This window comes from Nonomuraea sp. NPDC048901, from assembly GCF_040649695.1.
Lineage (GTDB): Bacteria > Actinomycetota > Actinomycetes > Streptosporangiales > Streptosporangiaceae > Nonomuraea.
Window position 1 is genome coordinate 26,422 of the sequence record NZ_JBEZFW010000036.1, and the last position, 24,646, is coordinate 51,067.

The window sequence follows — 24,646 nt, forward strand, 5'->3', positions numbered from 1 at the left end:
GATGAAGACCCTTCGGTTCAATCCGATGAACCTTCAGTTCGCATGAACTCTGGGACTTCCTCGGGGTTGAGGAAAACCCCGACAGCCAACGCGATGCCCTCACGACAGCAGGCTGTGACCGGATCTTCGTCGACAAGGCCTCAGGGAAGATCGACCGCCGTCCCGAGTTCGACAAGGCGCTGGACTACCTCCGGCCCGGTGACACCTTCGTCATCACCCGCCTTTCCCGGGCGGCCCGTTCGCTGCGCCATCTACTGGACCTGGCGGCCCAGCTCGGCGCGCGCGAGGTCGATCTCTTGGTACTGAAACAGGGCATCGACACCTCGACACCGTCGGGGCGGCTGCAGTTCCACATGTTCGGCGCGTTCGACGAGTTCCTCCGCGAGCTCATCGTGGAGGGCACCCTTGAAGGGCTGGCTTCGGCGCGGGCACGCGGCCGCGTCGGCGGACGTCCCCCCGCCCTGGATGAGCACGGCGTGGAGATGGCCGCGCGCTGTACGAGGTGAAAGGCGAGGACGGTAAGCGGCGCTACACCGTCCAGCAGATCGCCGACCGGCTCGGCGTCAGTCGTGCCACGATCTACCACCACCTTGACCCCGACAAGCCGGTCTCGGCGTAGGAGGAGCACGGTGCTGCCCCCCATCACCTACTACGGCGGCAAGGCCAAGCTCGCCGAGCAAATCGCCGTCATGCTGCGCGAGCACACCCACTACGTCGAATCACGCTCCGGCCCAACCCACGTCACCCGTCCCCCGAGAACAAGACGAACCAGAACCGCGCCGCGAGAGAAGAGTCCCAGCTCAGAGGTTAATCTTGAGTTGAGGGGCTGTTGAGGCTTGGCTGCAAGGGAGCCGCTATGTCGCCCGGGCCGCCTACGGATCAACACGCCCGTCGGCCGAGAAGAGCCACCGAACACCACACAGGATTAGCCGAAGTCACCTCAAAGAGATTGACAGGTAACCGCACCAGTTCGTACTCGGTGCCCATCTCCGGGAAGGAGAGGCGGAGCGCCGCTGGCCTCAGCGCTGGCCTGGGTCGGTGACCGATCGGCTCAGCGGCGGATGCGGTAGCGGATGTGGGTGGCCTCCGGTGTGTCGATCACCTGATCGATCTCCAGTTCGATCTCCGACGGCAAGACGTCGAACAGCCGGCGGCCGGCGCCCAGCAGCACCGGGATGTGATGGATCTGCACCTCATCCAGTACCCCGGCCTCGAGTGCCTGTTGCACCGTGTAGGCGCCGCCACGCACCTGAACGTCCCGGCCCCCGGCGGCGGCCTTCGCCTGCGCCATCGCGCTTTCGATCCCGTCGTTCACATATGTCACCAGCGGATGACCCCAACGGGCGGCCGGGCTGGGCGGCCGGTGACTGGGGACGAAGATCGGGAGACCGTCGTGGTCGCCTCCCCAGTGATCCATGAGTTCGGCGGTCCGCCGCCCTGCGAGGACCGCACCGGCCGCCTTCCATTCGCCTTGGAACTGCTGGATCGGCCCGGACGATGGACCGGTCTGCGGGCCCGCGTCAGCCCACTTGTGCAGCCGCTCGCCATCGTCGCCCCCGAGATAGTCGTTGGGATCGGCGACGTACCCGTCGAGCGACATTGACATGTCGAGCACTGATTTGGACATAGTCCGCTCCCTGTCTGCGACGGTGCAACTCCTCAGCCACGCCGCCTGCTCCCGAGTTCGGCGACTAACTGTGTCTCCATAACACTGTGTATCATAGATACAGTTTTTTAGGGTGGGCTAGTGGGAGGCTGCGATGTCGGCTAACGAGGATCCGATGGCACTGGCCGAACTGTTGTGGGGCCTGCGGAAGCCGCGCACCAGGGGCCCCAGGCCCGCCTTCGACCTCGCTCAGGTGGCCGACGCCGCTGTCAAGGTCGCCGATACCGAGGGACTGGAGGCGGTCTCGATGCATCGGGTAGCCGCCGAGCTCGGCCTCACCAAAATGGCCCTGTACCGCTATGTCAACGGCAAATCTGAGCTGAGTGCAATCATGATCGAGGCGGCGGTCGGCACACCCCCCGACTTGAGCGGCGTGACCAGCTGGCGGACCAAGCTGGAAGAGTACGCCCGCCAACTGTCCGCCGCCTGGCGACGCCACCCCTGGCTGCCGTCGATCACCGTGGGCGACCGCGTCATGGGTCCATGCGAAACTGGATGGCCCGAAAGAGCCCTCAGCGCTCTGGCCGACACGCCCCTGACCGAACGCGAACGGCTGGACGCGGTCATGCTGGTCTCCCACCACATCCGCGCCACCCACCCAGCCGCCACCCAAGGCACTCAGACCTGGACGGACGGCAGGGCCGCCCCCATCATGCGCGACCTGCTACTCCGCAACGCCGACCGTTTCCCGCTGCTGGCCACCACCATGGCCATCCCCTCGGCCACCACGACCCAGGAATTCGGCCTGCACACCCTCCTCGACGGCCTCGAACACACCATCACCCAACGCACTCGAAACAGCGGCGACGAATCAGCAGCTTCGAGTCCAGCTCCTCCGTAAGGAGCAGCGGCGCCCGACCGGGATGGATGGAGTGGTGCGGTCGCTGAGCTTGTTGTCGGACAACGACGGGGGCCTGAACTACTGCGTTCCGCTCGGGACGCGGGAACCGATGATGATCGCTATCAGAACTCCTCATTTCTGGGACCACGAAGAGTAGCGATGATTACATAGAGCTACTTTGGGGCTGGTCGCGCCGACCCGAGTGGTGGGCCCAGTAGCTGCCGGTGGAACGACCGGGGGGACGGACGGCTGGACATCCTGGTCAACAACGCCGCCATCACCGCCGACTCGATCGAGACGATCACCCCGGAGACGTTTGACCGGCTGATCGCGGTCAACACCAAGGCGCCGCTGTTCATCATCCAGCGGGCTCTGCCGCTGCTGAACGACGGCGGCCGGATCATCAACCTGTCCACGGCGGCGACCAGGATCGCGATGCCCGAGCAGCCGTACGCGATGAGCAAGGCCGCCGTCGAGGTGCTCAGCCGCTCCCTCGCTCAGTTGGTCGGCGGGCGCGGTATCACGGTCAACGCCGTGGCGCCCGGGCCGACGGTCACCGACATGAACCCGTGGATGCTGGATGACCCCGAGGTGCAGCAGGTGGTGGGCAGCGGCAACGCCATCCCCGGGTTGGGCACCCCGCCGACATCGCCGACGTGGTGGCCTTCCTGGCCTCCGAGGCGGGCCGCTGGGTGACCGGGCAGATCATCGACGCTTCCGGCGGCTGCTTTCTCGGCCCCCGGATTTGAGCTGACAGCAGCGCCGGCCGCTGCCTCCACGAACGTCATCGCCCTACGGGGCCGTGTCAGCGGCTGCGTCAGGACGGCGACGGTCCGGCGTCAGAGCGTTCGGCGATGGTGGAGCCACGAACGGTTCAGCGATCGCGGCCCGGGACGGGACGCAACGCCTGAGTGGTCATACAGGAAAACGACATTTTGCAGCACAGGGAGCACACCATGCGTAAGTTCAACACCGCCGCCCCGATCACCACTGTCCTGAACATCCCCGCCGGACGCGTTCAGTTCATCGCGGCCGACCGGGCCGACACCACCGTCGAGGTCCTGCCCGCGAGCGCCGCTAAGGGCCGCGACGTCAAGGCCGCCGAGCAGACCACGGTCGACTACGCCGACGGCGTCCTGCGGATCGAGACCGCGCAGAAGAACCAGTACCTCGGCCCCACCGGAGCCATCGAGGTGACGATCCAGCTGCCCACCGGTTCCCGCGTCGAGGCGAAGACGGAGAGCGCCGAACTCCGGACCGTCGGCCGCCTCGGTGACGTCACCTTCGAAGGCGCGTACCGCCAGATCAAGCTGGAGGAGACCGCAAGCCTGCGCCTCACCGCGACCGACGGTGACGTCGAGGTCGGCCGGTTGGGCGGCGCCGCGGAGATCAGCACCGCACGGGGCGACATCCGGATCGCCGAGGCCACCGGCGGCAAGCTCGTGCTCCGCACCCAGTCCGGCGACATCTTGGTCACCGCCGCCGCGGGCGTCTCGGCCTCCCTGGACGCCGGCACCTCCAACGGCCGCATCAACAACGCCCTCAAGAACAACGGCACCGCCGAACTCGACATCCAGGCCACCACCTTCAACGGCGACATCACCGCCCGCAGCCTCTGATCCACAGCTCGGCCCGCAGTGCCCGAGCACTGCCCGGCCATGGGGGCACGCTCGGCCGGCTCCTTCCCGCCGCAGGTCAGCTGCGGCATCACGACGGCGACGACCCGATATCAGAGCGGTGGCGGCCGCGGCCTCGGGCCACGCCGAGCTCACCCGTACGTGGCTCATCGAAGCCCTTACGAACCGTCGGGTTGAGAACACGTTGCGCAATTCGCCCCTGCTCCGTCCTTGAGCAGGGCGAATGCGTAGTCATGCCGCGCCCGGTGATCGCCACGCCGGGGGCGGCTCGGACAAATCGAACACTGTATGTGAGGAGATTCACCATGGGAAACAGCGACAGCGGCTTGTCCGCGAGTGGGCTGCGCAGGCTGCATGACGTGCTGACCCGGCATGTCGAGTCCGGGAAGATCCCCGGGCTGGTCGCCCTGGTCGGCCGGTGCGGCCAGACGCACGTCGAGGCGCTTGGCACGATGCGGCATGACGGCGGCGCGCCGATGCGCCGGGACACGATCTTCCGGATGGCGTCCACGTCCAAGCCGGTCACGATCGCGGCGGCGATGGTGTTGCTGGATGAGTGCCGGCTGCGGCTGGATGACCTGGTGGAGCCGTGGTTGCCCGAGCTCGCCGACCGGCGGGTGCTCAAGCGGGTCGACGGCCCGTTGGACGACACCGTGCCGGCGCGGCGGCCGATCACCGTCCGGGATCTGCTCACCAGCACGTTCGGGATCGGCATGGACCTGACGTCGCTGGGCACTCCGATCATGGACGCGATCTTCGAGCAGGGGCTCACCCCCAATCCGATGCTCGAGCCGGATGAGTGGATGCGCCGCCTTGGCGCGCTTCCGTTGATGCACCAGCCCGGCGAGCGCTGGCAATACCACACCAGCAGCGATCTGCTCGGCGTGCTGGTCGCCAGGGTCACCGGCCAGTCGTTCGCGACATTTTTGCGCGAGCGTGTTCTCGATCCGCTGGGGATGACCGACACCGCCTTCCACGTGCCCGCCGACAAGATCGACCGGCTGCCGCCGAGCTACGTCCCCGACCCGCAGACCGGCGAGTTCAACGTATGGGACGACGCCAAGGAGGGGCGGTGGAGCCGGCCTCCGGTGTTCCAGGACGGCGGCGGCGGGCTGGTCTCCACCGCCGACGACTACCACGCCTACTTCCGGATGCTGCTCACCGGCGGGATGCACGACGGCGAACGGATCTTGTCGCGGCCCGCCGTCGAGCTGATGACCACCAACAGCCTGACCCCCGAGCAGAACGCCGCCCGCACCGCCATGGCCCGCGCCAACGTCCATGTGGGGTTCGGCCAAGGCCAGCACGGCGGCTGGGGCTTTGGGATGGCGGTGCGCACCTACCGTGGCGACTACGCGCCCATCGGCCAGTTCGGCTGGGACGGCGGAACCGGTACCGCGACCTACGCCGACCCGGACAACCAGCTCACCGGAATCCTGCTCACCCAGGTCGGGATGTCCACCCCGGATTCGGCGCGGCTCATCCACGACTTCTGGACCACGCTGTACCAGGCGATCGACGACTGACACCGAGCCGGCGCCGGGTGGGCCTCGACCTCAACCCACGGCACACAACGGTCAGCCATTGCCGGGGAGAACCGTCGACGTTTCCGCGCGGCCTGGGCTTGGCCCTGTTTGCCGGGGCCGGGGCCGCCCAAGGGTGAGATCCCCTCGAGCGGCTCCGGCCCGGCCGACGTGCCGCAGGTGGTGGTCGAGTACGTGGCGCACGACGACCCCGCAGGGCAGAGTCTGCGCGTCGCGGGGATGTTGTGGCCTACGGCGAGCAGGTCAACCAGCTGCGAGGCCGCGCTCAGGGCCTGCTGGCGTTCTTCCGGTAGCGCATGGCGTGGTGTCACCTTCGTTCCTCAACAACGCACGCACCAGCATCGGACCCGGCTCCTTCGTCGTCCGCGGCCGCCGCGGTGGCGGCGATTCCACGACCAAGCCGCGGTGCCGATGACCCGCCTCGCCAACCGCGTCGTGCGCTCTGAACCCGCCCAGGGTCCGCTGCAGCTGCACCGCCTCGACCGCAAGACCGGGATCGCGTGCAGCCGGTGCGGCACCCGCAGCCAGACCACGGTAGTCGCCACCCCCGACGCAGACTGGACCAGGCTCGTCGACCGCGGCTGCTACGACGCGTGGAGCAAGCAGCTCGGGTGAACCCCGATGCACCGGATAACAGCCTATTCTCCGGTACATGACCCTCCCGGCCATCCCCGCGACCTGCGTACGAGCATTCGTTCGACGAAGTTGCGGGCCCAGACGACCTCGTTCTCCCGCTCGCATTCGAGGAACTCCACTCACGCTGCAGCGGCGGCGATATCCAGACTTTTCATCCGCGCCCTGTTGGTCATCATCTTGGCGAGCAGCCGGCCGGCGATCGGCAGCCGGGCGAGGCGGATCATCGTGGACCGAAGCAGCAACTCGGCGCGGTTGCCTGGGGTGAAGAAACCGCGCATGCTCACACCGCTGCCGAGGTGGTGGTCGATGAACGGGCGCAGGTGGTCCTCCCAGTCCTGCAGCGCTCGTGGCACGTCGTGCGGGTGGCGTTCCAGCATGGTGCCGAGCAGGTCCGCCCCGGCCAGGCCGGTGGATGCCCCCATGCCGGAGTAAACGGTCAGGCACCACGCGGCGTCGCCGACGAGCACGACTCGGCCGCGGTGCCAGTGGTCGAGGTGCACCTGCTCGGCGGAGTCGAACAGGTGGTCCGGGGCCTTCTCGAACTGGTCGAGCAGCCAACCGAGCGTGGAGCCGGTGGGCTCGGGGCCGTAGGCGGCGCGCAGCGAGTCGATGGCCGGCCGGGTGAACTCGGCGTCCACGTCGTCGGTGCGGTAGGAGAACAGCACCGACGGCGGACGGTCGGCGAACGAGAACACCCACACCGATCGGCCCGCCTCGCCCATGTACAGCCCGTCCTGTAGGCGGTAGCCGGGTACCGGCTCGGGCAGGCTGTACACGGCGATCATGTAGTTCAGCCGACGGATCGGGCTCTGCTCGGGCTCGAACGCAAGCCGGCGCACCGTCGAGCGCAGTCCGTCTGCCCCGACCACCAGGTCGAACCGTTCGAGGGTCGTCGTCTCCGTCGTCAGATCGCGGATCTCGACGTCCACCCCGTCGAGGTACTGGTCCAGCGCGATCGGCACGGTCGAGTACCGGATCTCGACCTCGTCGGGCAGGGCGGTGAAGGCCGCGTCTTCGATGTCGCCCCGCATCACCATTCGAGACCCGCCGAACACATCGGCGTAGCCCACACCGCGGCGGCGCCGGCCCGTGCGGTCGACGTCGTAGCTCACGCCTTCCGGAGCGAAGCGATTCGGCACCGCATCGGCGATGCCCAGCCGTTCGGCGGCGGCGAGCCCGGTCCCGAACAGGGCGATGAAGTATCCGCCGCGGCGCCGCTCGGGGGCCTTCTCCAGCACCACCACGTCCCAGCCCGCGCGATGCAGTCGCAGCGCGGAGGCGGTCCCGCTGATCCCGAGGCCGACCACCAGGGCCCGCTGTCGCGATGTCGTGTTCTTGTCCATGGGATTGCGGTCCGACATTGTCGTGTCCTCCATCTGGTTGGGGTGGGTCGGCCGTTCAGGAAGCCGAGGATGTGAAGTCGTCGAGGCGGGCGAGGAAGCCGAGGAGGGTGGCGTTGACCTCGGCGGGACGCTCCTGCTGCCTGCTTGCTGGGCCCTCGCCGATGAAGGTGAGGCGGGCGGGTGGCGGGCTGAGATCTCAGGGCTTCAAGATCATCCTGTGACCCCTTGTGGGCTTGCCTCGGCGATCCCCTGGAGGGCCGCGTCGGTGTCCGCGATGGCCAGCATCCTGTTGATGTCGGCGCCGGCCAGTGCGCCGGCCGCTGCGGAGGCCCCGACCTGGGCGACCAGATCGGTGACGTTGCCGGCCACCCACACACCCGGCACCTCGGTGGTGCCGGCCGTGCCGGAGGCGAAACCGCGGCCCTTCGGCAGGTCCTGCACCGGCAGGCCCAGACCTTCCAGGCCCTGGGTGCGGGCCTGCAGTTGCGCGGCGACCGCGAGGACGCGGCGGGCCACGACCTGGCCGTCGGCCAGGCGCACCCCGGCGAGGGCACCGTCCTCGACGACCTCGGTGACCGGGGTGTCGATGACGCGGATGCCGCGGGCGGCGAAGCGGGCGCGGCTGTCCTCGTCCAGGTCGGTGCCGTGGGTGAAGTAGGTCAGGTCCTCGGTCAGCTGACGGAACAGGTACGCGTGGTCGATGGAGACCGGACCGGTGGCGAGGATACCGATGGGCTCGTCGCGCACCTCCCAGCCGTGGCAGTACGGGCAGTGCACCACACTGTGCCCCCAGTGCTCGGCGAGCCCGGGCACCTGGGGCAGCACATCCGTGAGGCCGGTGGCCACCAGGATGCGGCGGGCGGTGATGCGGCGGCCGTCGGCCAGGGTGACGGTGAACCGCAGGTCCCCGTCCGCCGACGGGGCGGCGGACTCGGCCGAGACCACCTCGCCGAGCACGACGCGTCCGCCGTACTGGCGCACCTGCTCCCGGCCCCGTCGAAGGATCTCGGGCGGCGGGGTGCCGTCCAGGGCGATCAGGCCGTGCACAGCCTCCGCGGGCGCGTTGCGCGGGGAGCCGCTGTCGATCACGACGACCGAGCGGCGGGAGCGGGCGAGGATCAGTGCACCGTTCAGCCCCGCGGCGCCCCCGCCGATCACCACCGCGTCGACGGTCCCCTTGGCCAGTGCGTCGCTCGCGTACGGAGAAGTCGTCACAGCCATGGCCTCCTGCCTTTCCTTGTCAGTCATGGTTCGGTCAACCCTTCGAGTTCTGGGTGGTGGGAGGGGGTCAGCTGTTCAGGAAGCCCAGGATGTGGTCGGCGACTGTCTTGGGCTGCTCCAGGTGCGGGAAGTGCCCTGCGCCGGGTACGACGATGCGTTCGAAGCCGTTCGTGAACAGGTCGTCCATGCCCTCGCTCACCTCCACGGAAAAGCAGTTGTCGCCGGCACCGTGGAGGTAGAGCGACGGGACGGTGATGGCACCGAACGCCCGGGCTTCCAGGGCTTGGGCCGCCTCGTCCGCGGGCGGCGGCGTGAACAACTGGCGGTAGTAGCCCAGGATCTCGGTCAGGACTCCCGGAGCACCCAGGGTTTCCTTGAGCGCGGCACGCTCCGCATCCGGCAGCTCGTAGCCGGGCGACCACTCCCGCCAGAGCCGGTCGATGAAGGCGAAGTCGTCGAGCTCGACGGCCGCCTCCGCCATGGCTGTCTGGAAGAAGAACATGTACCAGCTGCGCCGCTGCTGGTCACCGTCAGTGACCAATGCGGTCAGCAGTTGACGGCCATGGGGAGCCGCCATGGTGACAAGCTTGCGGACACGCCTCGCGTCGAGGCTCGTAGCCGCGTACGCCGCCGCGGCTCCGAAGTCGTGGCCGATGAGATCCGCCTGCTCGCGCCCGAGCGCTTCGATCAGGGCCAGGACGTCCTGGCCGGTCGAGGCAATGCGATAGGAGCCGTCGGGAGCCGCGCCGCCGGGCCAGTATCCGCGCTGTGCGGGCGCGACCGCCCAGTACCCTTCCTGCGCAAGGCGGTCGAGGATCCCCGCCCAGCTGGCGGCATGGTCGGGAAACCCGTGGAGGCACACCACGAGCGGCCCGCTGCCGGCCTCAAGGATCGGAACCTCCAGCCCGCCTGCCTGAACCGTCCGATGACGGACGCGGTCGGTCGCCTGGGACCCCTGGCCGGGGAGTCCGCGCCAGACGACGGTCGCTGGGTCACCTGTGTCATGAGTTCAACCCCCAAGCCGCCTTCGCGGCGTCGCGGTCCGGCAAGCCCGGACCAAGCAGCAAGTACGGCTGACGGCGACCAGGACGCTGACGCCGATCACGGAGCCGATCTGCTGGACCATGTTTGAGCGGAATCGCTTAATTGCCCATCGATGTGCAGACTAGTTTGTTGCCCGTCGATGTGCAAATATCGCGATGACTCCCTCCTCCCACCCGCCTTCGAGGTACCGACGTGACCAGCCGACCAGCACGAACACCGACGACGAGGCCGAGGCGGTCTCCGGCCCGGCCCCACGAGACGCCGCCCCCTCCTGCTCCGACTTCGACCTCGACTTCGGCGCAGCGTCGGGACGCGCGGGCCACCCGTGCCCGGATCCTCGACGCCGCTCGGCGGGAACTGACCCGCGACCCCGACAGCCGCCTGGAGGACATCGCCGCCGCCGCCGGTGTGGCCCGGCGCACCGTGTACGTCCACTTCGCCGGCCGGACCGCGCTCGTCGAGTGCCTGGCCGCCGAGGCCGCAGAGGCGATCCGGCGCGCCGTCGCGGGTGCCCCGGCCCCGACCCCCGACGCCGTCGCGGACCTGGCGCGATTCGTCCTCATGATGTGGCCCGTCGGCGACCGCTACCGCACCCTCATCCGGCTGGCCCGCGGCCAGGACCTCGCCCCCGCACGCGTCGACGAACTGCTGACCCCCGCCCGCGACATGGCCACGAGAGTCTTCGCCCACGGCCGCCGACAGGGCGTCTTCCAGATCACCGTCCCGCCCGACCCGCTCGCCCGAGCCATCGAGGCCCAACTGCTGGCCCTGCTCGACTGCGTCGACCGCGGCCTGTGCCCCGACGACGGCACCGGCGCCGCAACCGCCGCCCTCATCGCCGCCGGAGTCGCCCCGGACACCGCCGCCGCGAAGGTCGATCACGTACGGAAGACCGGGTCGCCCCCGAGTCCCGTCTGAAACCCGTGCCCGCACCCCCCTCGCACTCACACATGTCCGCCCCCAACTCCCTGTCCCCCGAAGCCCTTTGGAGGAGGGCCGATGTACCGCCCCCGCCCCGAGCACGACCGTGACCAGGAGGGCGAGTTTTCGTACTCGTACTCGCACGAACCCGCCGACGGCTCCGACCGCCCGCTGCCGGTGACCGAACTCGCCCTGCGGATGGACGGGTTGACGAAGCCGGACGACGACAGCGAGGCTCGGACCCGCTCGTCGGAGGCGACCGTCTTCCTGTCGTACGTGGACCTGTCCGACGCCCTGGGCCTGGAACTGACCCGGGGCTACGGTTCCGACCGGATCCGCGCCCGTGTCCTGACCACCCTCGGCTTCGAGGTCACCGCGACGACGACCGTCTCGGCGGCCTCCGGCGACCGCGTCACCTTCAAGGACTTCAAGGTCGCGGGCCGCGACGACGCCCGGGACACCTCGTCGAACGGGTCGGCCGGAGAGAAATCAGGTGCCGTGGGCCGGAAGAGCCGTAGCCATCGCCGACGCAACCTCCTCGACCACCGCGCTCGCCCGATCCTCCGGCACGCCGGCCGCGATGAGGGTGGCCGTGGCGATCCGGTGCCCGTCGTCCTCCAGCGCGCCGGTGTTGACGGACTCCACCAGAGCTACGATCAACGCCATCAGGCCTGCGCTCTGCACGGCCGGCGGCAGATGGGAGTGGAAGACGCCGTCCCGCTGCCCGCGATCCAGGATCCCGATGGCGGCCTCCCGGGCCGGCGCGAGCACCTCGTCGAGGCGCTCGGAGCCGAGGTCCCGCCGGGTGAGCGCCAGCAGCATGCGGTAGCGGTCGCCCACGGGCCACATCCGGAGTACGAACCGCGCCAACGCCCACTCGGCCGACTCCGCCGGCTCCCCCGACTCCGGCCCGGCCTGCACCGTGCTCCGCAACGTCTCGGCGGCTTCCTCGGCGAGCGCCTCCAGCAGCGCCGCCCGCCCCGGGAAGTGCCCGAAGAGGGTGCGCCGGACGACCCCGGCGGCCCGCGCCAGCTCCTCCAGCGTGACATCGGGGTTCCGCCCCAGCTCCTCACGGGCCGTGGCCAGGATGCGCGCCCGGTTGGACCGCGAATTACGGCGCAGGGGCTCGCGGGCCACGGGCTTGCTCACGGAGAACCTCGCAGCATCAAAGGACGGACGAACGGCCCCCCATTTTGTCACGCCGAGCCGAAGCCCCCGTATCACGCCCCACCGGCCGCTGCCTCACGCGGGACCGGCCCCACCTCGTGGCCCGAAGCTCGGCCGACGCGGAACCGAGCGCGCCCGGTGCGGCCCTCGCGCTTGTTCCTCGACGAGAGCCCCGGCGCGCCGGGCGCCGCCGCCGACCTCGTCCGTCGCGGCCATCCCACCGGCCACCCCCCGTCGGATCAGACCGCGAACTCCCGGATCACCATGTTCCGGAACACCGCCTGCCCGTCGATGGTGAACAGGGCCAGCCCGGTGTCGGACGGGTCGGGGAAGACCTCGGTCGAGTGCGCGTACCGGCCGTCGTCGACGAACATCTCGACGGACGTGCGGTCGACGAGGACGCGCAGGCGGACCGTGCGGGCGGACAGGTGGAAGGGCGTCCGGCTCTCCTGCCAGCGGGCTGCGCAACACGATCGGGATGAGCAAGCTGCGCGAGGTCGTCACCGAAGGCTGGAAGAAGCTGCCACGCGATCACGGCCGGCTCTCGGCGCTGCACGCCTCCTACACCTACCTGCGCCAGTTCACCCCGAGGTGCTGGCGGCGATCGACTTCCAGGGCGGGACCGGCACGGCGGAGTTGATGGAGGCGGTGGCCATCTTGAAGCGGCTGAACGAGGGCGGCGGCCGCAAGGTGCCCGAGGGCGCATCCACCTCGTTCGTCCCGGCCCGCTACGCCGAGTACCTGGCCAAAGCGCGCAAGGACGGCGACGAGACCGCCTACCGCCACTACTGGGAGCTGTGCGTGGTGCTGGCGCTGCGTGACGGGCTGCGCTCGGGACGTGTTCGTGCCCGGCTCGCGCCGCTACGCCGACCCGGCCACCTACCTGTACTCGCCCGAGCAGTGGGCGCCGCGGCGGGCCGACTTCTGCAAGCTGGTCGGCAAGCCCGCCGATGCGGCCGAGGCGATCGAACAGGGCAAGGAGGAACTGCACGCCGCGCTGACGCAGCTCGACCAGACGCTGGCCAAGGCGTTGCCGGACGACACCGGCGCGGTCCGGCTCGATGACGACGACAAGCTCGTCATCCCGCCGCTGTCGGCCGAAGACGTGCCAGGCGAGGCCAAGGAGCTGAGGGCGGAGCCGGCCGGGATGCTGCCGTTCGCGCCGATCGCCTCCCTGCTGATCGAGCTTGACGTGCGCACGCACTTTCTGGACTGCTTCACTCACGCCGGCGGCCGTAACCAGGCCCGCTCGGCCGATCTCAAGCGCAATATCCTCAGCGTGCTCATCGCCAACGCCACGAATCTGGGGTTGTCCAGGATGTCGGAGGCCTGCGGCATCGGCTATGACGTGCTGCGCTGGACGCAGGAGTGGTACGTGCGGGAGGAGACGCTGCGTGAGGCACATGCCGGGCCGCTGCTGAGCGCGCTGGAATGAAGACCTGATCACCGAGTGCTGGCCCGATCTGCTGCGCATGGCCGGGTCGCTGAAGTATGGCCAGGCCACCGCGTCGCTGGTGGTGGGCAAGTGGTCGGCGGCCTCCCGGCAGAACACCCTGGCCGCTGCCTTGAAGGAGTGGGGCATGCTGCGCCGCACCTTGCATGCGCTGCGCCGGGACCTGCACTACGCCCAGCAGGGCACCGTCACCAAGCCGGCCTTGGCCGATCAGACCGATCAGGCGTGGTGTTTGACCGTGTTGACCAACGCCGTCACCACCTGGACCACAGAGTACTACTCGCTCGCCGTGCGGCAGCTGCGGGCGACCAGCCGGGACGTGCCGGATGAGTTGCCGGCCCACATCTCTCCGGCGCACAGCGAGAACATCGACTTCTTCGGCGTGATCAATGTCGACGTGGAGGCGGAATTGGCCAAGCTGGATGGCGGCGGCTGGCGGCCACTGCGTCCGGTGGCTACGGAGATGGCTCTGATGTGATCGCCGCTTCCCGGGGCCTGGCCTGCGCGCCGCGCCGGTGTCCCCCGCCCAGCCTTGTGCGGGGCCCGGTCACTGCGGACGGGCGATTCGGTGCTGGCGCTGATCAAGGCGATGCCGGGCAACATCAGCCTGGAGTCGATGCTGCGTGAGATCGACAAGCTGACCGCGATCCGCGCGATCGGGGCTATCCGAGAACCTGTTCGCGGACGTGGCACCGAAGGTGCTGGCTCCTGGCGGGCGCGGGCTGCGGTCGAGTCGCCGTCGCATCTGCGGTGCCGTGCGCGCAGTGGGAACCGATCTATCCGTGCACCGGGTAGTTGGCGCGGAACACGTTGTGCGGGTCACGGGCCCGCTTGATCTCCCGCAGCCGCGCGAGCGCGCTGCCGGAGAAGGACTTGGCCGCCGTGTCACCGGGGGACAGCAGGGTGTACGGCTTGTGGCCGCTGATGTAGGCCTCCAGGTCGGCCACGACCTCGGCCTGCTTGGCGCGCGTCGCGTCGGCCGCGTGCGGCAGGCCGAGACCCAGCAGGCCGAGCAGGTACGGCTCGGCCACCGCGCCGCTCGCACCGGCCCCGCCCTCCGGCTCGGCGAGCGCCCCGCCCAGGTGCCTGATCTGCAGGTTGATAAGCGGTTCGACCGGCTTGGCCAGCAGGAGCTCCACCGCGTCCGCGTCCAGGCCGGTGAGCAGCTCCGCACGAGCGATGGACGGGGCCGGATCGGTGGGCTCGGCGGTGATGCCGCCCAGGTCGGCAACCGGGACGACGCCGCGGCTGTCGGAGATCGCGCCCTCGATCTTGTCGAGGCGCGCCAGCAGGTCCTCCCCCTGAACCGCCTCACCCAGGTAAGCCAGATCCAGCGTCACCATCGGCGACGCGCCGGGTGGCTGGAGCCGGTTGATCCAGACACTGAGTTCACGCGGCGCCTCGGCGGTGATCTCCAGGAACGCGTCGTACACCTCCCTGGTCCGGTGCTCCGGCCAGATCACACGCCCGCCGTACAGGACTGGCACGGGATACAGCTCGAGTTCGAGGGCGGTCACCACCGCGAAGTCCCCGCCACCGCCGCGCAGCGCCCAGAACAGCTCGGGATCGGACTCGGCGCTCACCCGGCCCGGCTCGCCATCGGCGTCCACGATGTCGATAGCCCGCACGCTGTCGGAGGCGAAGCCGTACTTGCGGCTGAACCAGCCGACCCCACCGCCCAGGGTGTAGCCGGTCACGCTGACCCCCGGCGCGCTGCCGGACAGGCCGGTCAGACCCAGCGGACCGGCCGCCGCCAGCACCTGCCCCCACTTCACGCCCGCGCCCACCCGGACCACGCGCTCCTTGGCGCGTACCTCCACCTCGTTCAGCAGGCCGGTACGCAACAGGATCAGGCCTTCCACATCACCCGAGGCGCCATGCCCGCTCGGCTGCGCGGTCACCGTCAGACCCGCCCGCCGCGCGTAACGCACGAGCGCCGCCACGTCATCGGCATCCACGGCCTCCGCCACGGCCGCCACCGGCTGCCTGACGGTCAGATTCCACGCGGTGGCCGCCTGTTCAAAGCCGTCGTCACCGGGCAGGAGCACGCGCCCCTTGAGGACACCGCGCAAATCGTTGATCGTCATCGTCGTCTCCCTTTTCGAGTTCTCAGAAAATGCGAAGGAACACCGTGCCGCACTGCGGGAACGTCAGGCGGGCTGCGCGGCGGGCGCTGGGGTGGCGGTCTCTTGGGCCTTGCGCGCCTTGCTGGTCTCGCGGAGGATCAGCAACCCCGTGACCGCGATCAGCGCCGAGGTCAGGCCGTGGATGCCGAACGCGGCGGCCATGGAGCCGTGGTGGGCCAGCACGTTGACCATGTCGCCGAACGGGGCGACGGCCACCATCAGCAGGACCCAGCCCAGGGCGCGGCGGTGGCCCGTCACCAGCAGGATGCCCATGGCCAGGCCCATCGCGATTTCGCGGCTGCCCTTCACGATAGGAAAGCCGCTGTCGCCAGAGGGCCAGTTCGGCAGGCCCGGGAAGGACGTCCCGAGGGGCAGGACGAAGGACAACCCGAGGTAGAGGGTGAACAGGACGACGGCGGCGGCCAGGACGGTGTTGAGCTTCTTCTGCGACATGGTTGTTCTCCTTTGATGTTCAGACGGGGTCGGAGCAGGGTTCAGCCGCGGACACGGCGGATGTGGCGGGCGTAGCGGGGGCGGCCGATAACGTGCCAGATGACGCGGACCGGGGCGGGCAGGCCGCTGAGGACGATGGCGCGCTCGGCCGGGTTCGCGTCTTCCAGGACGGCGCCGAAGAGCGTGAGCAGGGTGAGCTTGGGAGTGTTGTTCACCAGGTGGTCGCCCAGGGAGGCCCACTCCTGTTGGGTGATGTGCTTGGCCGCGAGCGGGAGGAGAGTGGCCTCCTCGTCGTCGAGGTGTTCCAGCAGGACCGCGCGGTGCTCGGCGAGGGCGGCCACCAGGGTGTCGCGTTCGTCGGCGCCCGCGGTGGCCTCCCAGGCGGGGACCGCGGCGGCCAGTCTGGTCAGGGTGGCCGCGATGCGTTCGTGCTGGGCCTGCATGCGCAGGACGATGTCGGCCTCCAGGTCCACCCGGGCGAGCAGCGGCGGCCACAGCAGCTCGTCCTCGCCCTCGTGATGGTGGTGCAGGCCCAGCCGGTAGATGCGGAAGTGGTCGGCGATCACCTTGGCGCGAGCAGTGTCACCCGGGGCGACCGCCGCGACGAGGTCCACCAGCAGCCGTGTTTCACGGCGGAAGACGCGGTGCACGATCTCCATGTCCTGGGTATTGACGCTCATCTGTTCCTGTCCTTCATCGGTTGCGACGTGTTCAGGTTGCTCTCGGGTGTTTGGAGGGGGCTTGGAGCCGATTTGGAACAGCCCAAGTACTATGTCCGGATCATGGTTTTCATCCGCGTACTGGGCTCATTCGCCGCCGAGGTGAACGGTGAGCCCGTCCACCTCGGCGGGCCGCGGCAGCGCGGCGTACTGGCCCTGCTGGTGGCGGCGCGCGGGCAGGTCGTGCCGGTCGACCGGATGATCGAGGACCTGTGGCGCGGGGAGCCGCCCGCGCGGGCGCTGATGTCCTTGCAGGCGTACGTGTCCAACCTGCGCCGGCTGCTGGAGCCCGGCCGCCCGTCACGCACGCCGGCCCGGCTGCTGGTGAGCGCGGCGCCCGGCTATGCGCTGCGGCTGCCCCGCGAGTCGGTGGACGCGTGGCGGTTCGAGGACCTGCTCGACCAGGCCCGTACGGACACCGACCCGCGCGCCGCCCGGGCCCGGCTCGCCGAGGCATTGGGCCTGTGGCAGGGACCGGCGTTCGCCGAGGTCGCCGACGAGCCGTGGGCCGCCGCGGAGACGGCCCGGCTGAACGAGCTGCGCCTGGTCGCCACCGAACTGCACGTCGCGGCCGGTCTGCGCATCGGCGACCCCGCCGCGGTGGTTCCCGAGGCTGAGCGGCTCACCCGCGACGAGCCTCTGCGTGAGGAGGGCTGGCGGCTGCACGCCCTGGCCTTGTGGAGCAGTGGCCGCCAAGCCGACGCGCTGGCGACGCTCCGCCGCGTTCGCGGGATCTTCGCCGAGGAGCTCGGGCTCGACCCCGGCCCGGACCTGACGGCGTTGGAGGAGGCGATCCTCACCCAGCGCACGGACGTCCTTCACGCGTCCGTGTTCCTGCCACCGCCTGTTGTCCCGCTGCCGCAGACGGTTCCGATCACCGAGGCGCCGTTCGTCGGACGCCAGGAGGAGCTGGCGGCACTGGTCGCGGCCGCTGCCGAGGCCGCCGCCGACGGAGCGCGCATCGCCCTTGTCACCGGCGAGGCCGGACTCGGCAAGTCGACGCTTCTGGAACGCCTCGGCAGGCGGCTCGAACGTGACGGATGGCTGGTCGCCGTCGGCCACTGCTCGGAGGTCGACAGCGCGCCGCCCGCGTGGGCCTGGACTGAGGCGCTGAGAGGCGTTGCCGCGACCAGGTCCCCGGGCGAGTTCGCGGACGACCTCGCGCCGCTGCTCACCGACACCGAGCCGGTGAACGTCGACGCCACCGCGGGACGGTTCCGCCTGCGTCAGGCCGTGTGGAAGTGGCTCGCGGCCGTCGCCGCGGAACGCCCGGTCGCCGTCGTGCTGGACGACCTGCACTGGGCGGACGCCGTCACGCTGGAGCTGCTCGGCGGCTGCCTCGGCATTCGGGCCCCCGTTCTGGTCGTGGCGGCTTACCGGGCGGACGAGAGCGGGCACCTCGCCGAAACGCTGGCCTCGCTGGCGCGCGCCACGCCGCTGCGGCTCCCCCTGCCCGGCCTGGACGACGTGGCTGTCGCGCAGATCGTACGGAATGAGTGTGAGGCCGATGACGAGACCGTCGCCGGAATCGCCGAGCGCACCGGCGGCAACCCGTTCTATGTGCGGGAGAGCGCGCGACTGCTGAACGGAGAGGGCGCGCTGGTCGCCCTCTCCGAGGTCCCCGAAGGCGTACGGGACGTGCTGCGGCGGCGCCTCGCACGGCTGCCCGAGGCCGGCGTGGCCGTGCTGCGACTGGCCGCGGTCGCAGGCCGCGAGAGCTCGGTGGACGTCCTCGTGGACGCCGCCGACACCGACGAGGAAGGCGTGCTGAACGCACTGGACGCAGGCGTGATCGCCGGGCTGCTGAGCGAGCCCGGCCCCGGACGGGTGCGGTTCGTCCACGCCCTCGTCCGCGACACCCTCATCGCCGGCGTCAGCCGCCTGCGGGCATCCCGCATGCACGCCCGCATCGCCGCCGCACTGGAAGCCACCGGCGACATCCCGGCGCTCGCGCACCACTACGCGCGAGCCGGATCCCCCAAGGCCGTCGGCTACTGCCTCCGGGCCGCCGAACTGGCCGAAGCACGCTACGCCCACGACGTCGCAGCCGATCTCCTCACCGACGCGGTCGCGAACTCGACCGGCCCGGAGGAGCGCATAGACCTGCATGGCAGGCTGCTGCGGGCGCAGATCCGGGCCGGCGCCTTGCTTGCCGCGCGCCAGACCCGCCTGCAGGCCGTCGAGTACGCCGAGTCCCTGGGACGCGACGACTTGATGATCGCCGCGTTCACGGCCTGGACCGAGCCGACACCATGGCAGTCCCGCGAGTACGGCACGGTGGACCGGCCCATCGTCGACAGGCTGAGCCGCCTGCTCAAGCGCACCGACCTGGCCCCGGAGGCACGCAGCCACCTCCTCGCCGCCTACGCCGAAGAACTGGTCGGCGAGGACGACCCCACCGCCCTGGCGGCGGCCCGCGAGGCGCTCGACCTCGCCACCTCACCCCGCCTGCGGGCGGCGGCCCTCCAGGTCATTACCCGCGGCCACCGCGGCTTGCCCGAACGCGACAACCTCTGCCGCGAACTGGTGGCGATCGGCACCGAGCACGACCTGCCCGTCTATCGCGTCACCGGGCTGCTCAACCAGGCCAGCGCCGCCGCCGGGGCCAACGACCCGGCCACCATGCGCCGCGCGGCTGCCGAGGCCCTCGACCTCGCGCGCACCTACCGGCTGCCCGAAGCGATCGGCGTCGCCGAGGTGGTGCTGGCGACCCTGGCCCTCATCGAGGGCCGGTTCGCCGACGCCGAACGGCTCTACACCGAGGCCGCCGACGGCATGCGGCGCGCCGGATCCCTGCACGCCGTCGGCTTCCTCCGCCTCGCGCTGGCCGCGATCTGGGTGAACAACGGCACGCTCGGCGAGCACCTGGAGGAGGTGCGTGCCTTCCACGAGGCGTTCGGCCCGATCGCCTCCGACCTGCTGGTCCTCGCCCTGCACGCCAACGGCCTGATCGACGAAGCCCGCCGGGTACGCACCTCGGACCCGATCCGGCCCGACTACTTCTTCACCTTCCTCACGACCGTCCGCGCGATGGCCGCCATCGCCCTGGACGACCGCGCCGCGGCCGAGGAGATCTACGCGACGCTGCTTGCGCGCTGCGACGGCCCCCCGCCGGACGCCACGAGCCTGTCCGTGGAGCTGCGCCCGGTCGCCCACACCCTCGGCGAGCTGGCCGTCTTCCTCGGCCACGACGACGAGGCCGCCGCCCACTTCGCTCAGGCCGCCACCATCGCCGACCGGTGGAACGCACCTCATTGGGCCGCCGAGGCCCGGTTGCGAACGACCACCTAGTCTCTGCCCATGGCGCCGCCACATCTGTGACACAGAACTTGCATTATCTGTCACGTGGGCGGCCTTAGGGCCGTGTCCGCCCAGCTCGGCGTCTGCCGCCACGACGGCGACTCGGCTACATTATGTGTCACATCGCCTGCCCGGAGGACGTCCGTGTCCGTCGTCCTTCCCCGGCCGCCGGGCCCCCGCCCGCCTCGTCGATGACGGCCGCGGTCGAGCGCTTCCTGGAGTCGGTGCAGGCGGCCACCACCCGCGCCGGCTACGCCGAGACCCTCGCCCGCCTGACCGCCGTGACCGGGCCTCAGTATCCGGTCGCCGCGCACGCCCTGCGGGAACGCCTGCTGTGGCGGCTCCTGTACGACACGGCCGCCCGCGCCGAGGAAGTCCTCACCCTCAACGTCGAAGACCTCGACCTGGAGTTCCGCCGCGCCCGGGTCGTGTCCAAGGGCGGCGCGATCGAGTACGTGCACTGGGCCACCCCCACCGCCCGGCTGCTGCCCCGCCTGCTGGCCGGCCACACCCGCAGAACCTGCTCGGCATCGCGCTCGCGCTGGCTCCACAGCGGCCGCCGTCCTTGGCCGTAGCCGAACCTCGGCTCGTCATCGCCCATGATCCCACCGTAGACGCCTCGCGACTGCCGTCCAGGCCCTGTGTATCGCCGCAGGTCAGGCAAATCTGTTGGAAATTTCCCCGGGACTACAGCGAGGCCGTTTGACGCTCAGCCGACCGAGCCTGGCGAACTGCCCGATCGGCAGCAGTTCCTCGTCTATGCCCCAGCATGGACTCTTCCAATATGGGAGAGTCCAGCCGCGTATCCTTGATCAGCCGGAACCGCGCTGATAGCCGACATCGATGTGGGCCTCGATGCCGAGTCCACTGCCACCCTGACCAGCCAGGTGGCCAGGGTCTATTTCACTTGGAATCCAGGCATCGCCGCTTCGGTGCCTAAGGTGATGAGCAGGTGCGACTTGCCGGTGCCGGAGTCGCCGATCAGTCGGGCTGTGCCCGTGATCGCCAGGTGTGCTGAACGGCCACCCCTCCTGTACGGCGGGCTTCTGCCTGAGCTTCCTTGCGGCTGAGTCGGCGTCGGTCGACGCAACGCCACTTCAGCGTTCGGCGGGATGGAAGTCGTAGGGCTTGGAGTCGTACACGTAGTAGACGCAGTCGGCACCCGGAGCACACTTGCCCCAGTGCACCGCCTTCGATGGGTAATACAGGTAATCGCCTGCACCGACCCGATAGGTCTTGCGTCCCTCCACGTGCCACAGCATGACCCCCGAGACTCCGACGACGCGCTCTGGGCTGGTGTGCCAGTGCGGGGAGAAGGGAGTGCCGGCCTTGAGAGTGAACATCGCCTCCGAAGGGCCGGTCTTCGGATCGCCCTTCAATTGGACGAATGTGCATCCCTTCAGTCCTTCGCAGGGCGATCCATCCTCCTTGTGAGAGTGGTAGATGACTTGGCCGGCGGCCTGTGCGGGGCGCGACTCGGCGAGCGAACTAGCCGTTCCGCTCGCCAGCATGGCCAGTGAACTGGCCATGCTGGCCAGAATCAGTTTCTTGAGCATGACTTACCCTCTGCTGCGAGAATCCGAGAAGCGGACTATGGTCCGAATATGGTCGCAAGTTATCGGACTGCGGTCCGGTTAGTCAAGCCGTGATCCGTCGGCGGGGCAAGCGGAGTGGTCATGAGCTAGAGGGCGTCGTCCCACCGGTGCATTCCCGAGGAGCTCATCTGGTGTGATCGGCGCGCCGGAGCCACGATGGCTCGCGACGGGCCTGGAGGACCTGCTGCGCCGCGTGCCCCATTGACGAGTTCACCCATCAGATCCTGCTCAAATGGCTCGACTACCGTCGCACCCGCTGGCCGAGCACAGTCAATCCTCACCTGTGGATCGACCAGATGAGCGCCCACGGCGTCGGTCTCGTATCCAAGATCTATTCCGCTTAGAAGCTGCGCGGTCAGGCTGCGGCACTTGAACGCCTTCACGTTGATCAGCAGCTCGAAGAAGCCCTCGCGCATGGCCCGGACCCGCTCCCCCTCGCTGCGGTGTTCAGTCTCAACCCCAAGACCGCTATCCGCTATCCGCTGTGCCGAGAACGCCCGCGCCCTGCTGGCCACCGCAGCTGAAGAGCAAGACCCCGCCAGTCGCGGCGAACCCAGGGGTCGAAATGGGTCATGAGGCATGAAGATCCATCGGTTCCGTCCGACGAACCGTCAATTCAGTGAACTCTGGGACTTCCAGGCCCTTGAGCAGGAACCGAACGACCAGTCGCGTCAGCGAGCCGTCGGGGCTCGGGTTACCAATACTGGCCGTTCCGATGCGGTCGGGTCCAGGGTGTGAGTGTGGATGTGGACCGGCAGGGTGTGATCAGCTGCACTGGGTGCCCTGCGGAGCAGCGTCAGCGCACACGGCGCAGTGCCTCGCCGATGATCGCCACGGCTTCGCCGATGGCGGTCGGGGTGCTCGCGGCGTAGCCGAGCACGAGCCCCGGGCGGCCCGGGCATTGCCGGTGCCACGAGAGCGGCTGCACCTTCACCCCGCACGCGAGCGACGCGGCGGCGAGGTCAACGTCGGAAAACCCGGCGTCGAATGTGATCGTCAGGTGCAGGCCCGCTGCGGCGCCGTGGACCGCCGCGTCCGGTAGCTGTGCTCTGATCGCGTCGATCATGGCGTCCCGACGGCGGCGGTGGCGTCCGCGCAGCAGTCGCAGATGGCGTTCCATCTCCCCCGACTCCATCAGGCGGGCCAGTATCAGTTGCGGCAATGTTGCGTTGCCGAGGTCGGCAAACCGCTTGGCGGCCACGACGGCGTCCCGATACCGCGGCGGCGCGAGGACCCATCCGATCCTCAGCGCCGGCGCCAGTAGCTTGGACACGCTCCCGGCGTAGCAGACGCGCTCGCCGAGCGCCGACCGTAGCGCCGGAACCGGAGGCCGGTCATAACGGTGCTCGGCGTCGTAGTCGTCCTCGATGATCAGGCCGCCGTCATCGACCCACCGCATCAGCTCGCGGCGCCGATCGCCGCCGAGCACCACGCCTGTCGGGAACTGATGCGCCGGCGTGAGCAGGACAGCCGGTGCGCCTGTCGCGCGCAGCGCGCCGACCTCTATCCCGTCGGCATCGACCGGCACCGGTGGGGTGACCAGCCGCCGGTTGTGCAGGTGCTGGCGGGCGCCCAGCGATCCGGGATCCTCCACCGCCACCTCGCGGATCCCGGCCTCGGCGAGCATCTCGGCGAACAGTCCGAGCGCCTGAGCGGTGCCGGCGGTGATGATCACATCTGCCGGGTTGACGAGGATCCCGCGGTTGCGGGCCAGCCAGTTCGCCACGGCGACGCGCAACGCCGGGGTTCCGCGCGGATCTCCGTATCCAAGGGCGGAGAATGCCAGGTCGGCGAGCAGTGAGCGTTCGGCACGCAGCCACGCTGACCGCGGGAAGGCGGCCAGGTCGGGCACGCCCGGTGACAGGTCGATCCGCGCTGCGGCCGCCCGCAGCAAGTCGAAGACCTCGACGCCGGGCGACGCCGTGAACACCGCGTCCTCCGGCACCACGTCCGCCGGAAGGGACGGCGGCCGCGCCGGTGGCGTCCGGCCCGGAGCGCCGACGACGATCGTCCCCTTCCGGCGGCGCCCTGCGACATAGCCTTCCTCGTTCAAACGCTGGTAGGCCTCGGTGACGACGCCGCGGGACACGCTGAGATCCCGCGCGAGCACCCTGCTCGCAGGCAACCTGCTCCCCACGGTCAGGCGGCCGTCGCAGATCGCCGACCGCAATCGGTCGGCGAGCCATTCGGACAGCCCACCGACGGGCGCGTCCTCGACGTTCAGCTGGAGGAAATCGGAGCCGGCCTTTATGGCCCTCTCGACGAGGTCTTCATTGGACCTGTTCATGAGGCCATTGTGGCGGCAGAGTTCCGGTCACGAGAACGGCCATCACCAGAGCCCATCAGGAGGACCACCTTGAGCATCGCGTTCCTGGTCACCACGCTCATCGTGGTCGCCACGCCTGGCACCGGGGCGATCTACACACTGTCGGCGGGGCTATCGCACGGCCGTCGCGCGAGCGTCGTCGCCGCGATCGGATGCACGCTGGGCATCGTTCCCCACATGGTGGCGGCGATCACCGGCATGGCGGCGCTGCTGCACACCAGCGAGGCGGCGTTCCAGCTCGTCAAGTACCTGGGCGTGGCCTACCTGCTGTACATGGCGTGGGCCACGCTGAAGGACACAGATCCGATCGTCGCCGAGGAGGAAACCACGCCGCTCCCAGCCGGACGCGTGATCGCCTCCGGCATCTTGATCAACCTTCTCAACCCGAAGCTAACCATCTTCTTCTTCGCCTTCCTGCCGCAGTTCGTCGACACCGGCGAGCCGGGGTACGTGCTGCGGATGCTGGAACTCAGCGCCGTGTTCATGCTGGCCACACTCGCGATCTTCGCCGTTTATGGCGTCTTTGCTGCCTCGGTACGGGACCGCGTGATCGCGCGGCCGCGGCTGATGGCCTGGCTGCGCAGGGGCTTCGCCGGATCATTCGTCGCCCTCGGCGCCAAGCTCGCGCTCGCCGTCCGATGACCGCCGAGCCCA

The 24,646-nt window shown here is 69.7% G+C and carries 23 protein-coding genes and 3 pseudogenes; 14 read left to right on the top strand and 12 right to left on the bottom strand.

From position 1 onward, the window contains the following. Positions 1-86 precede the first annotated feature (86 nt). Both AB0C30_RS56815 and AB0C30_RS56820 read left to right on the top strand, forming a co-directional pair. Positions 87-506, top strand: a pseudogene (locus AB0C30_RS56815) (recombinase family protein); the annotation flags it as partial. Continuing rightward, positions 503-619: a TetR family transcriptional regulator gene (locus AB0C30_RS56820; RefSeq protein ID WP_357961121.1), complete on the top strand. Its 117-nt coding sequence runs from the start codon at positions 503-505 to the stop codon at positions 617-619. The pseudogene AB0C30_RS56815 and the gene AB0C30_RS56820, both read left to right, overlap by 4 nt. 432 nt (positions 620-1,051) lie before the next feature. Here the strand turns inward: AB0C30_RS56820 and AB0C30_RS56825 are convergent, their stop codons facing one another. Then, positions 1,052-1,627: a dihydrofolate reductase family protein gene (locus tag AB0C30_RS56825; RefSeq protein WP_357961124.1), complete on the bottom strand. Its 576-nt coding sequence runs from the start codon at positions 1,625-1,627 to the stop codon at positions 1,052-1,054. Positions 1,628-1,760: 133 nt separating this feature from the next. On the opposite strand from AB0C30_RS56825, the gene AB0C30_RS56830 reads away from it, so the two are divergent. From AB0C30_RS56830 to AB0C30_RS56850, 5 genes and pseudogenes are all read left to right on the top strand, one after another. Continuing rightward, the gene (locus AB0C30_RS56830; RefSeq protein ID WP_357961127.1) at positions 1,761-2,507 is read left to right on the top strand and encodes a TetR/AcrR family transcriptional regulator; all 747 of its coding nucleotides are present in this window, start codon (positions 1,761-1,763) and stop codon (positions 2,505-2,507) included. Positions 2,508-2,762: 255 nt separating this feature from the next. Next, a pseudogene (locus AB0C30_RS56835) lies at positions 2,763-3,256 on the top strand (SDR family oxidoreductase). A 207-nt stretch (positions 3,257-3,463) separates the two neighbouring features. Continuing rightward, complete coding sequence (locus AB0C30_RS56840; RefSeq protein WP_357961130.1) at positions 3,464-4,126, top strand: DUF4097 family beta strand repeat-containing protein; 663 nt, start codon at positions 3,464-3,466, stop codon at positions 4,124-4,126. A 323-nt stretch (positions 4,127-4,449) separates the two neighbouring features. Next, positions 4,450-5,670, top strand: coding sequence for a serine hydrolase domain-containing protein (locus tag AB0C30_RS56845; protein ID WP_357961133.1), 1,221 nt, complete (start codon positions 4,450-4,452; stop codon positions 5,668-5,670). 423 nt (positions 5,671-6,093) lie between these two features. Continuing rightward, the gene (locus AB0C30_RS56850; RefSeq protein WP_357961136.1) at positions 6,094-6,303 is read left to right on the top strand and encodes a hypothetical protein; all 210 of its coding nucleotides are present in this window, start codon (positions 6,094-6,096) and stop codon (positions 6,301-6,303) included. 140 nt (positions 6,304-6,443) lie between these two features. On the opposite strand, the gene AB0C30_RS56855 is transcribed toward AB0C30_RS56850, so the two are convergent. From AB0C30_RS56855 to AB0C30_RS56865, 3 genes are all read right to left on the bottom strand, one after another. Then, positions 6,444-7,700 carry an FAD-dependent monooxygenase gene (locus tag AB0C30_RS56855; RefSeq protein ID WP_357961139.1) on the bottom strand — a complete coding sequence of 419 codons (1,257 nt, stop codon included), beginning with the start codon at positions 7,698-7,700 and terminating at the stop codon, positions 6,444-6,446. 177 nt (positions 7,701-7,877) lie between these two features. Then, entirely contained in the window at positions 7,878-8,882 is a 1,005-nt protein-coding gene (locus AB0C30_RS56860; RefSeq protein WP_357961142.1) for an NAD(P)/FAD-dependent oxidoreductase, read from the bottom strand. Between the two features lie 73 nt (positions 8,883-8,955). Next, complete coding sequence (locus AB0C30_RS56865; RefSeq protein WP_357961145.1) at positions 8,956-9,753, bottom strand: alpha/beta hydrolase; 798 nt, start codon at positions 9,751-9,753, stop codon at positions 8,956-8,958. 371 nt (positions 9,754-10,124) lie between these two features. Between AB0C30_RS56865 and AB0C30_RS56870 the strand changes: the two genes are divergently transcribed. Next, the gene (locus tag AB0C30_RS56870; RefSeq protein ID WP_357961148.1) at positions 10,125-10,850 is read left to right on the top strand and encodes a helix-turn-helix domain-containing protein; all 726 of its coding nucleotides are present in this window, start codon (positions 10,125-10,127) and stop codon (positions 10,848-10,850) included. 492 nt (positions 10,851-11,342) lie between these two features. On the opposite strand, the gene AB0C30_RS56875 is transcribed toward AB0C30_RS56870, so the two are convergent. Further along, a complete protein-coding gene (locus AB0C30_RS56875; RefSeq protein WP_357961151.1) occupies positions 11,343-12,002 on the bottom strand; it encodes a TetR family transcriptional regulator in 660 nt (219 codons plus the stop codon). 257 nt (positions 12,003-12,259) lie between these two features. Next, a pseudogene (locus tag AB0C30_RS56880) lies at positions 12,260-12,457 on the bottom strand (GH32 C-terminal domain-containing protein); the annotation flags it as partial. Positions 12,458-12,498: 41 nt separating this feature from the next. Between AB0C30_RS56880 and AB0C30_RS56885 the strand changes: the two are divergent. The 3 genes from AB0C30_RS56885 (at position 12,499) to AB0C30_RS56895 (ending at position 13,951) form a co-directional block, all read left to right on the top strand. Continuing rightward, complete coding sequence (locus tag AB0C30_RS56885; protein WP_357961154.1) at positions 12,499-12,660, top strand: hypothetical protein; 162 nt, start codon at positions 12,499-12,501, stop codon at positions 12,658-12,660. A 177-nt stretch (positions 12,661-12,837) separates the two neighbouring features. Next, positions 12,838-13,455: a Tn3 family transposase gene (locus AB0C30_RS56890; protein ID WP_357961157.1), complete on the top strand. Its 618-nt coding sequence runs from the start codon at positions 12,838-12,840 to the stop codon at positions 13,453-13,455. Between the two features lie 37 nt (positions 13,456-13,492). Then, positions 13,493-13,951 (top strand): Tn3 family transposase, encoded by a 459-nt coding sequence (locus AB0C30_RS56895; protein WP_357961160.1) that lies wholly within the window; start codon positions 13,493-13,495, stop codon positions 13,949-13,951. Between the two features lie 298 nt (positions 13,952-14,249). Here the strand turns inward: AB0C30_RS56895 and AB0C30_RS56900 are convergent, their stop codons facing one another. The 3 genes from AB0C30_RS56900 to AB0C30_RS56910 form a co-directional block, all read right to left on the bottom strand. Then, positions 14,250-15,560 (bottom strand): FAD-binding oxidoreductase, encoded by a 1,311-nt coding sequence (locus AB0C30_RS56900; protein ID WP_357961163.1) that lies wholly within the window; start codon positions 15,558-15,560, stop codon positions 14,250-14,252. 63 nt (positions 15,561-15,623) lie between these two features. Then, positions 15,624-16,052 carry a DUF4267 domain-containing protein gene (locus AB0C30_RS56905; protein WP_357961166.1) on the bottom strand — a complete coding sequence of 143 codons (429 nt, stop codon included), beginning with the start codon at positions 16,050-16,052 and terminating at the stop codon, positions 15,624-15,626. A 41-nt stretch (positions 16,053-16,093) separates the two neighbouring features. Then, on the bottom strand, positions 16,094-16,732 hold the full coding sequence (locus tag AB0C30_RS56910; protein WP_225302058.1) for a hemerythrin domain-containing protein: 639 nt from the start codon (positions 16,730-16,732) through the stop codon (positions 16,094-16,096). Between the two features lie 102 nt (positions 16,733-16,834). Here AB0C30_RS56910 and AB0C30_RS56915 point away from each other — a divergent pair, with 102 nt between their 5' ends. Together AB0C30_RS56915 and AB0C30_RS56920 are read left to right on the top strand one after the other, a co-directional pair. Then, positions 16,835-20,062: a BTAD domain-containing putative transcriptional regulator gene (locus tag AB0C30_RS56915; protein ID WP_357961170.1), complete on the top strand. Its 3,228-nt coding sequence runs from the start codon at positions 16,835-16,837 to the stop codon at positions 20,060-20,062. Positions 20,063-20,262: 200 nt separating this feature from the next. Continuing rightward, positions 20,263-20,646: a tyrosine-type recombinase/integrase gene (locus AB0C30_RS56920; RefSeq protein ID WP_357961173.1), complete on the top strand. Its 384-nt coding sequence runs from the start codon at positions 20,263-20,265 to the stop codon at positions 20,644-20,646. A gap of 522 nt (positions 20,647-21,168) precedes the next feature. Here AB0C30_RS56920 and AB0C30_RS56925 read toward each other — a convergent pair. The 3 genes from AB0C30_RS56925 to AB0C30_RS56935 form a co-directional block, all read right to left on the bottom strand. Then, positions 21,169-21,627: a cupin domain-containing protein gene (locus tag AB0C30_RS56925; protein WP_357961176.1), complete on the bottom strand. Its 459-nt coding sequence runs from the start codon at positions 21,625-21,627 to the stop codon at positions 21,169-21,171. A 125-nt stretch (positions 21,628-21,752) separates the two neighbouring features. Next, positions 21,753-22,082 (bottom strand): hypothetical protein, encoded by a 330-nt coding sequence (locus tag AB0C30_RS56930; protein WP_357961179.1) that lies wholly within the window; start codon positions 22,080-22,082, stop codon positions 21,753-21,755. 380 nt (positions 22,083-22,462) lie between these two features. Beyond that, positions 22,463-23,953 (bottom strand): PLP-dependent aminotransferase family protein, encoded by a 1,491-nt coding sequence (locus AB0C30_RS56935; RefSeq protein WP_357961182.1) that lies wholly within the window; start codon positions 23,951-23,953, stop codon positions 22,463-22,465. Between the two features lie 69 nt (positions 23,954-24,022). On the opposite strand from AB0C30_RS56935, the gene AB0C30_RS56940 reads away from it, so the two are divergent. Beyond that, the gene (locus AB0C30_RS56940) at positions 24,023-24,634 is read left to right on the top strand and encodes a LysE family translocator (RefSeq protein WP_357961185.1); all 612 of its coding nucleotides are present in this window, start codon (positions 24,023-24,025) and stop codon (positions 24,632-24,634) included. The last annotated feature ends 12 nt before the right edge of the window (positions 24,635-24,646 follow it).

Excerpts from the sequence above, each read along its gene's own strand:
- AB0C30_RS56930 (WP_357961179.1), bottom strand. The coding sequence starts at position 22,082 with ATGCGCGAGGGCTTCTTCGAGCTGCTGATCAACGTGAAGGCGTTCAAG.
- AB0C30_RS56845 (WP_357961133.1), top strand. The coding sequence starts at position 4,450 with ATGGGAAACAGCGACAGCGGCTTGTCCGCGAGTGGGCTGCGCAGGCTG.
- AB0C30_RS56915 (WP_357961170.1), top strand. The coding sequence starts at position 16,835 with ATGGTTTTCATCCGCGTACTGGGCTCATTCGCCGCCGAGGTGAACGGT.
- AB0C30_RS56920 (WP_357961173.1), top strand. The coding sequence starts at position 20,263 with ATGACGGCCGCGGTCGAGCGCTTCCTGGAGTCGGTGCAGGCGGCCACC.
- AB0C30_RS56910 (WP_225302058.1), bottom strand. The coding sequence starts at position 16,732 with ATGAGCGTCAATACCCAGGACATGGAGATCGTGCACCGCGTCTTCCGC.
- AB0C30_RS56905 (WP_357961166.1), bottom strand. The coding sequence starts at position 16,052 with ATGTCGCAGAAGAAGCTCAACACCGTCCTGGCCGCCGCCGTCGTCCTG.
- AB0C30_RS56895 (WP_357961160.1), top strand. The coding sequence starts at position 13,493 with ATGGCCGGGTCGCTGAAGTATGGCCAGGCCACCGCGTCGCTGGTGGTG.
- AB0C30_RS56925 (WP_357961176.1), bottom strand. The coding sequence starts at position 21,627 with ATGCTCAAGAAACTGATTCTGGCCAGCATGGCCAGTTCACTGGCCATG.
- AB0C30_RS56830 (WP_357961127.1), top strand. The coding sequence starts at position 1,761 with ATGTCGGCTAACGAGGATCCGATGGCACTGGCCGAACTGTTGTGGGGC.
- AB0C30_RS56840 (WP_357961130.1), top strand. The coding sequence starts at position 3,464 with ATGCGTAAGTTCAACACCGCCGCCCCGATCACCACTGTCCTGAACATC.
- AB0C30_RS56900 (WP_357961163.1), bottom strand. The coding sequence starts at position 15,560 with ATGACGATCAACGATTTGCGCGGTGTCCTCAAGGGGCGCGTGCTCCTG.
- AB0C30_RS56855 (WP_357961139.1), bottom strand. The coding sequence starts at position 7,700 with ATGGAGGACACGACAATGTCGGACCGCAATCCCATGGACAAGAACACG.
- AB0C30_RS56935 (WP_357961182.1), bottom strand. The coding sequence starts at position 23,953 with ATGAACAGGTCCAATGAAGACCTCGTCGAGAGGGCCATAAAGGCCGGC.
- AB0C30_RS56825 (WP_357961124.1), bottom strand. The coding sequence starts at position 1,627 with ATGTCCAAATCAGTGCTCGACATGTCAATGTCGCTCGACGGGTACGTC.
- AB0C30_RS56885 (WP_357961154.1), top strand. The coding sequence starts at position 12,499 with ATGAGCAAGCTGCGCGAGGTCGTCACCGAAGGCTGGAAGAAGCTGCCA.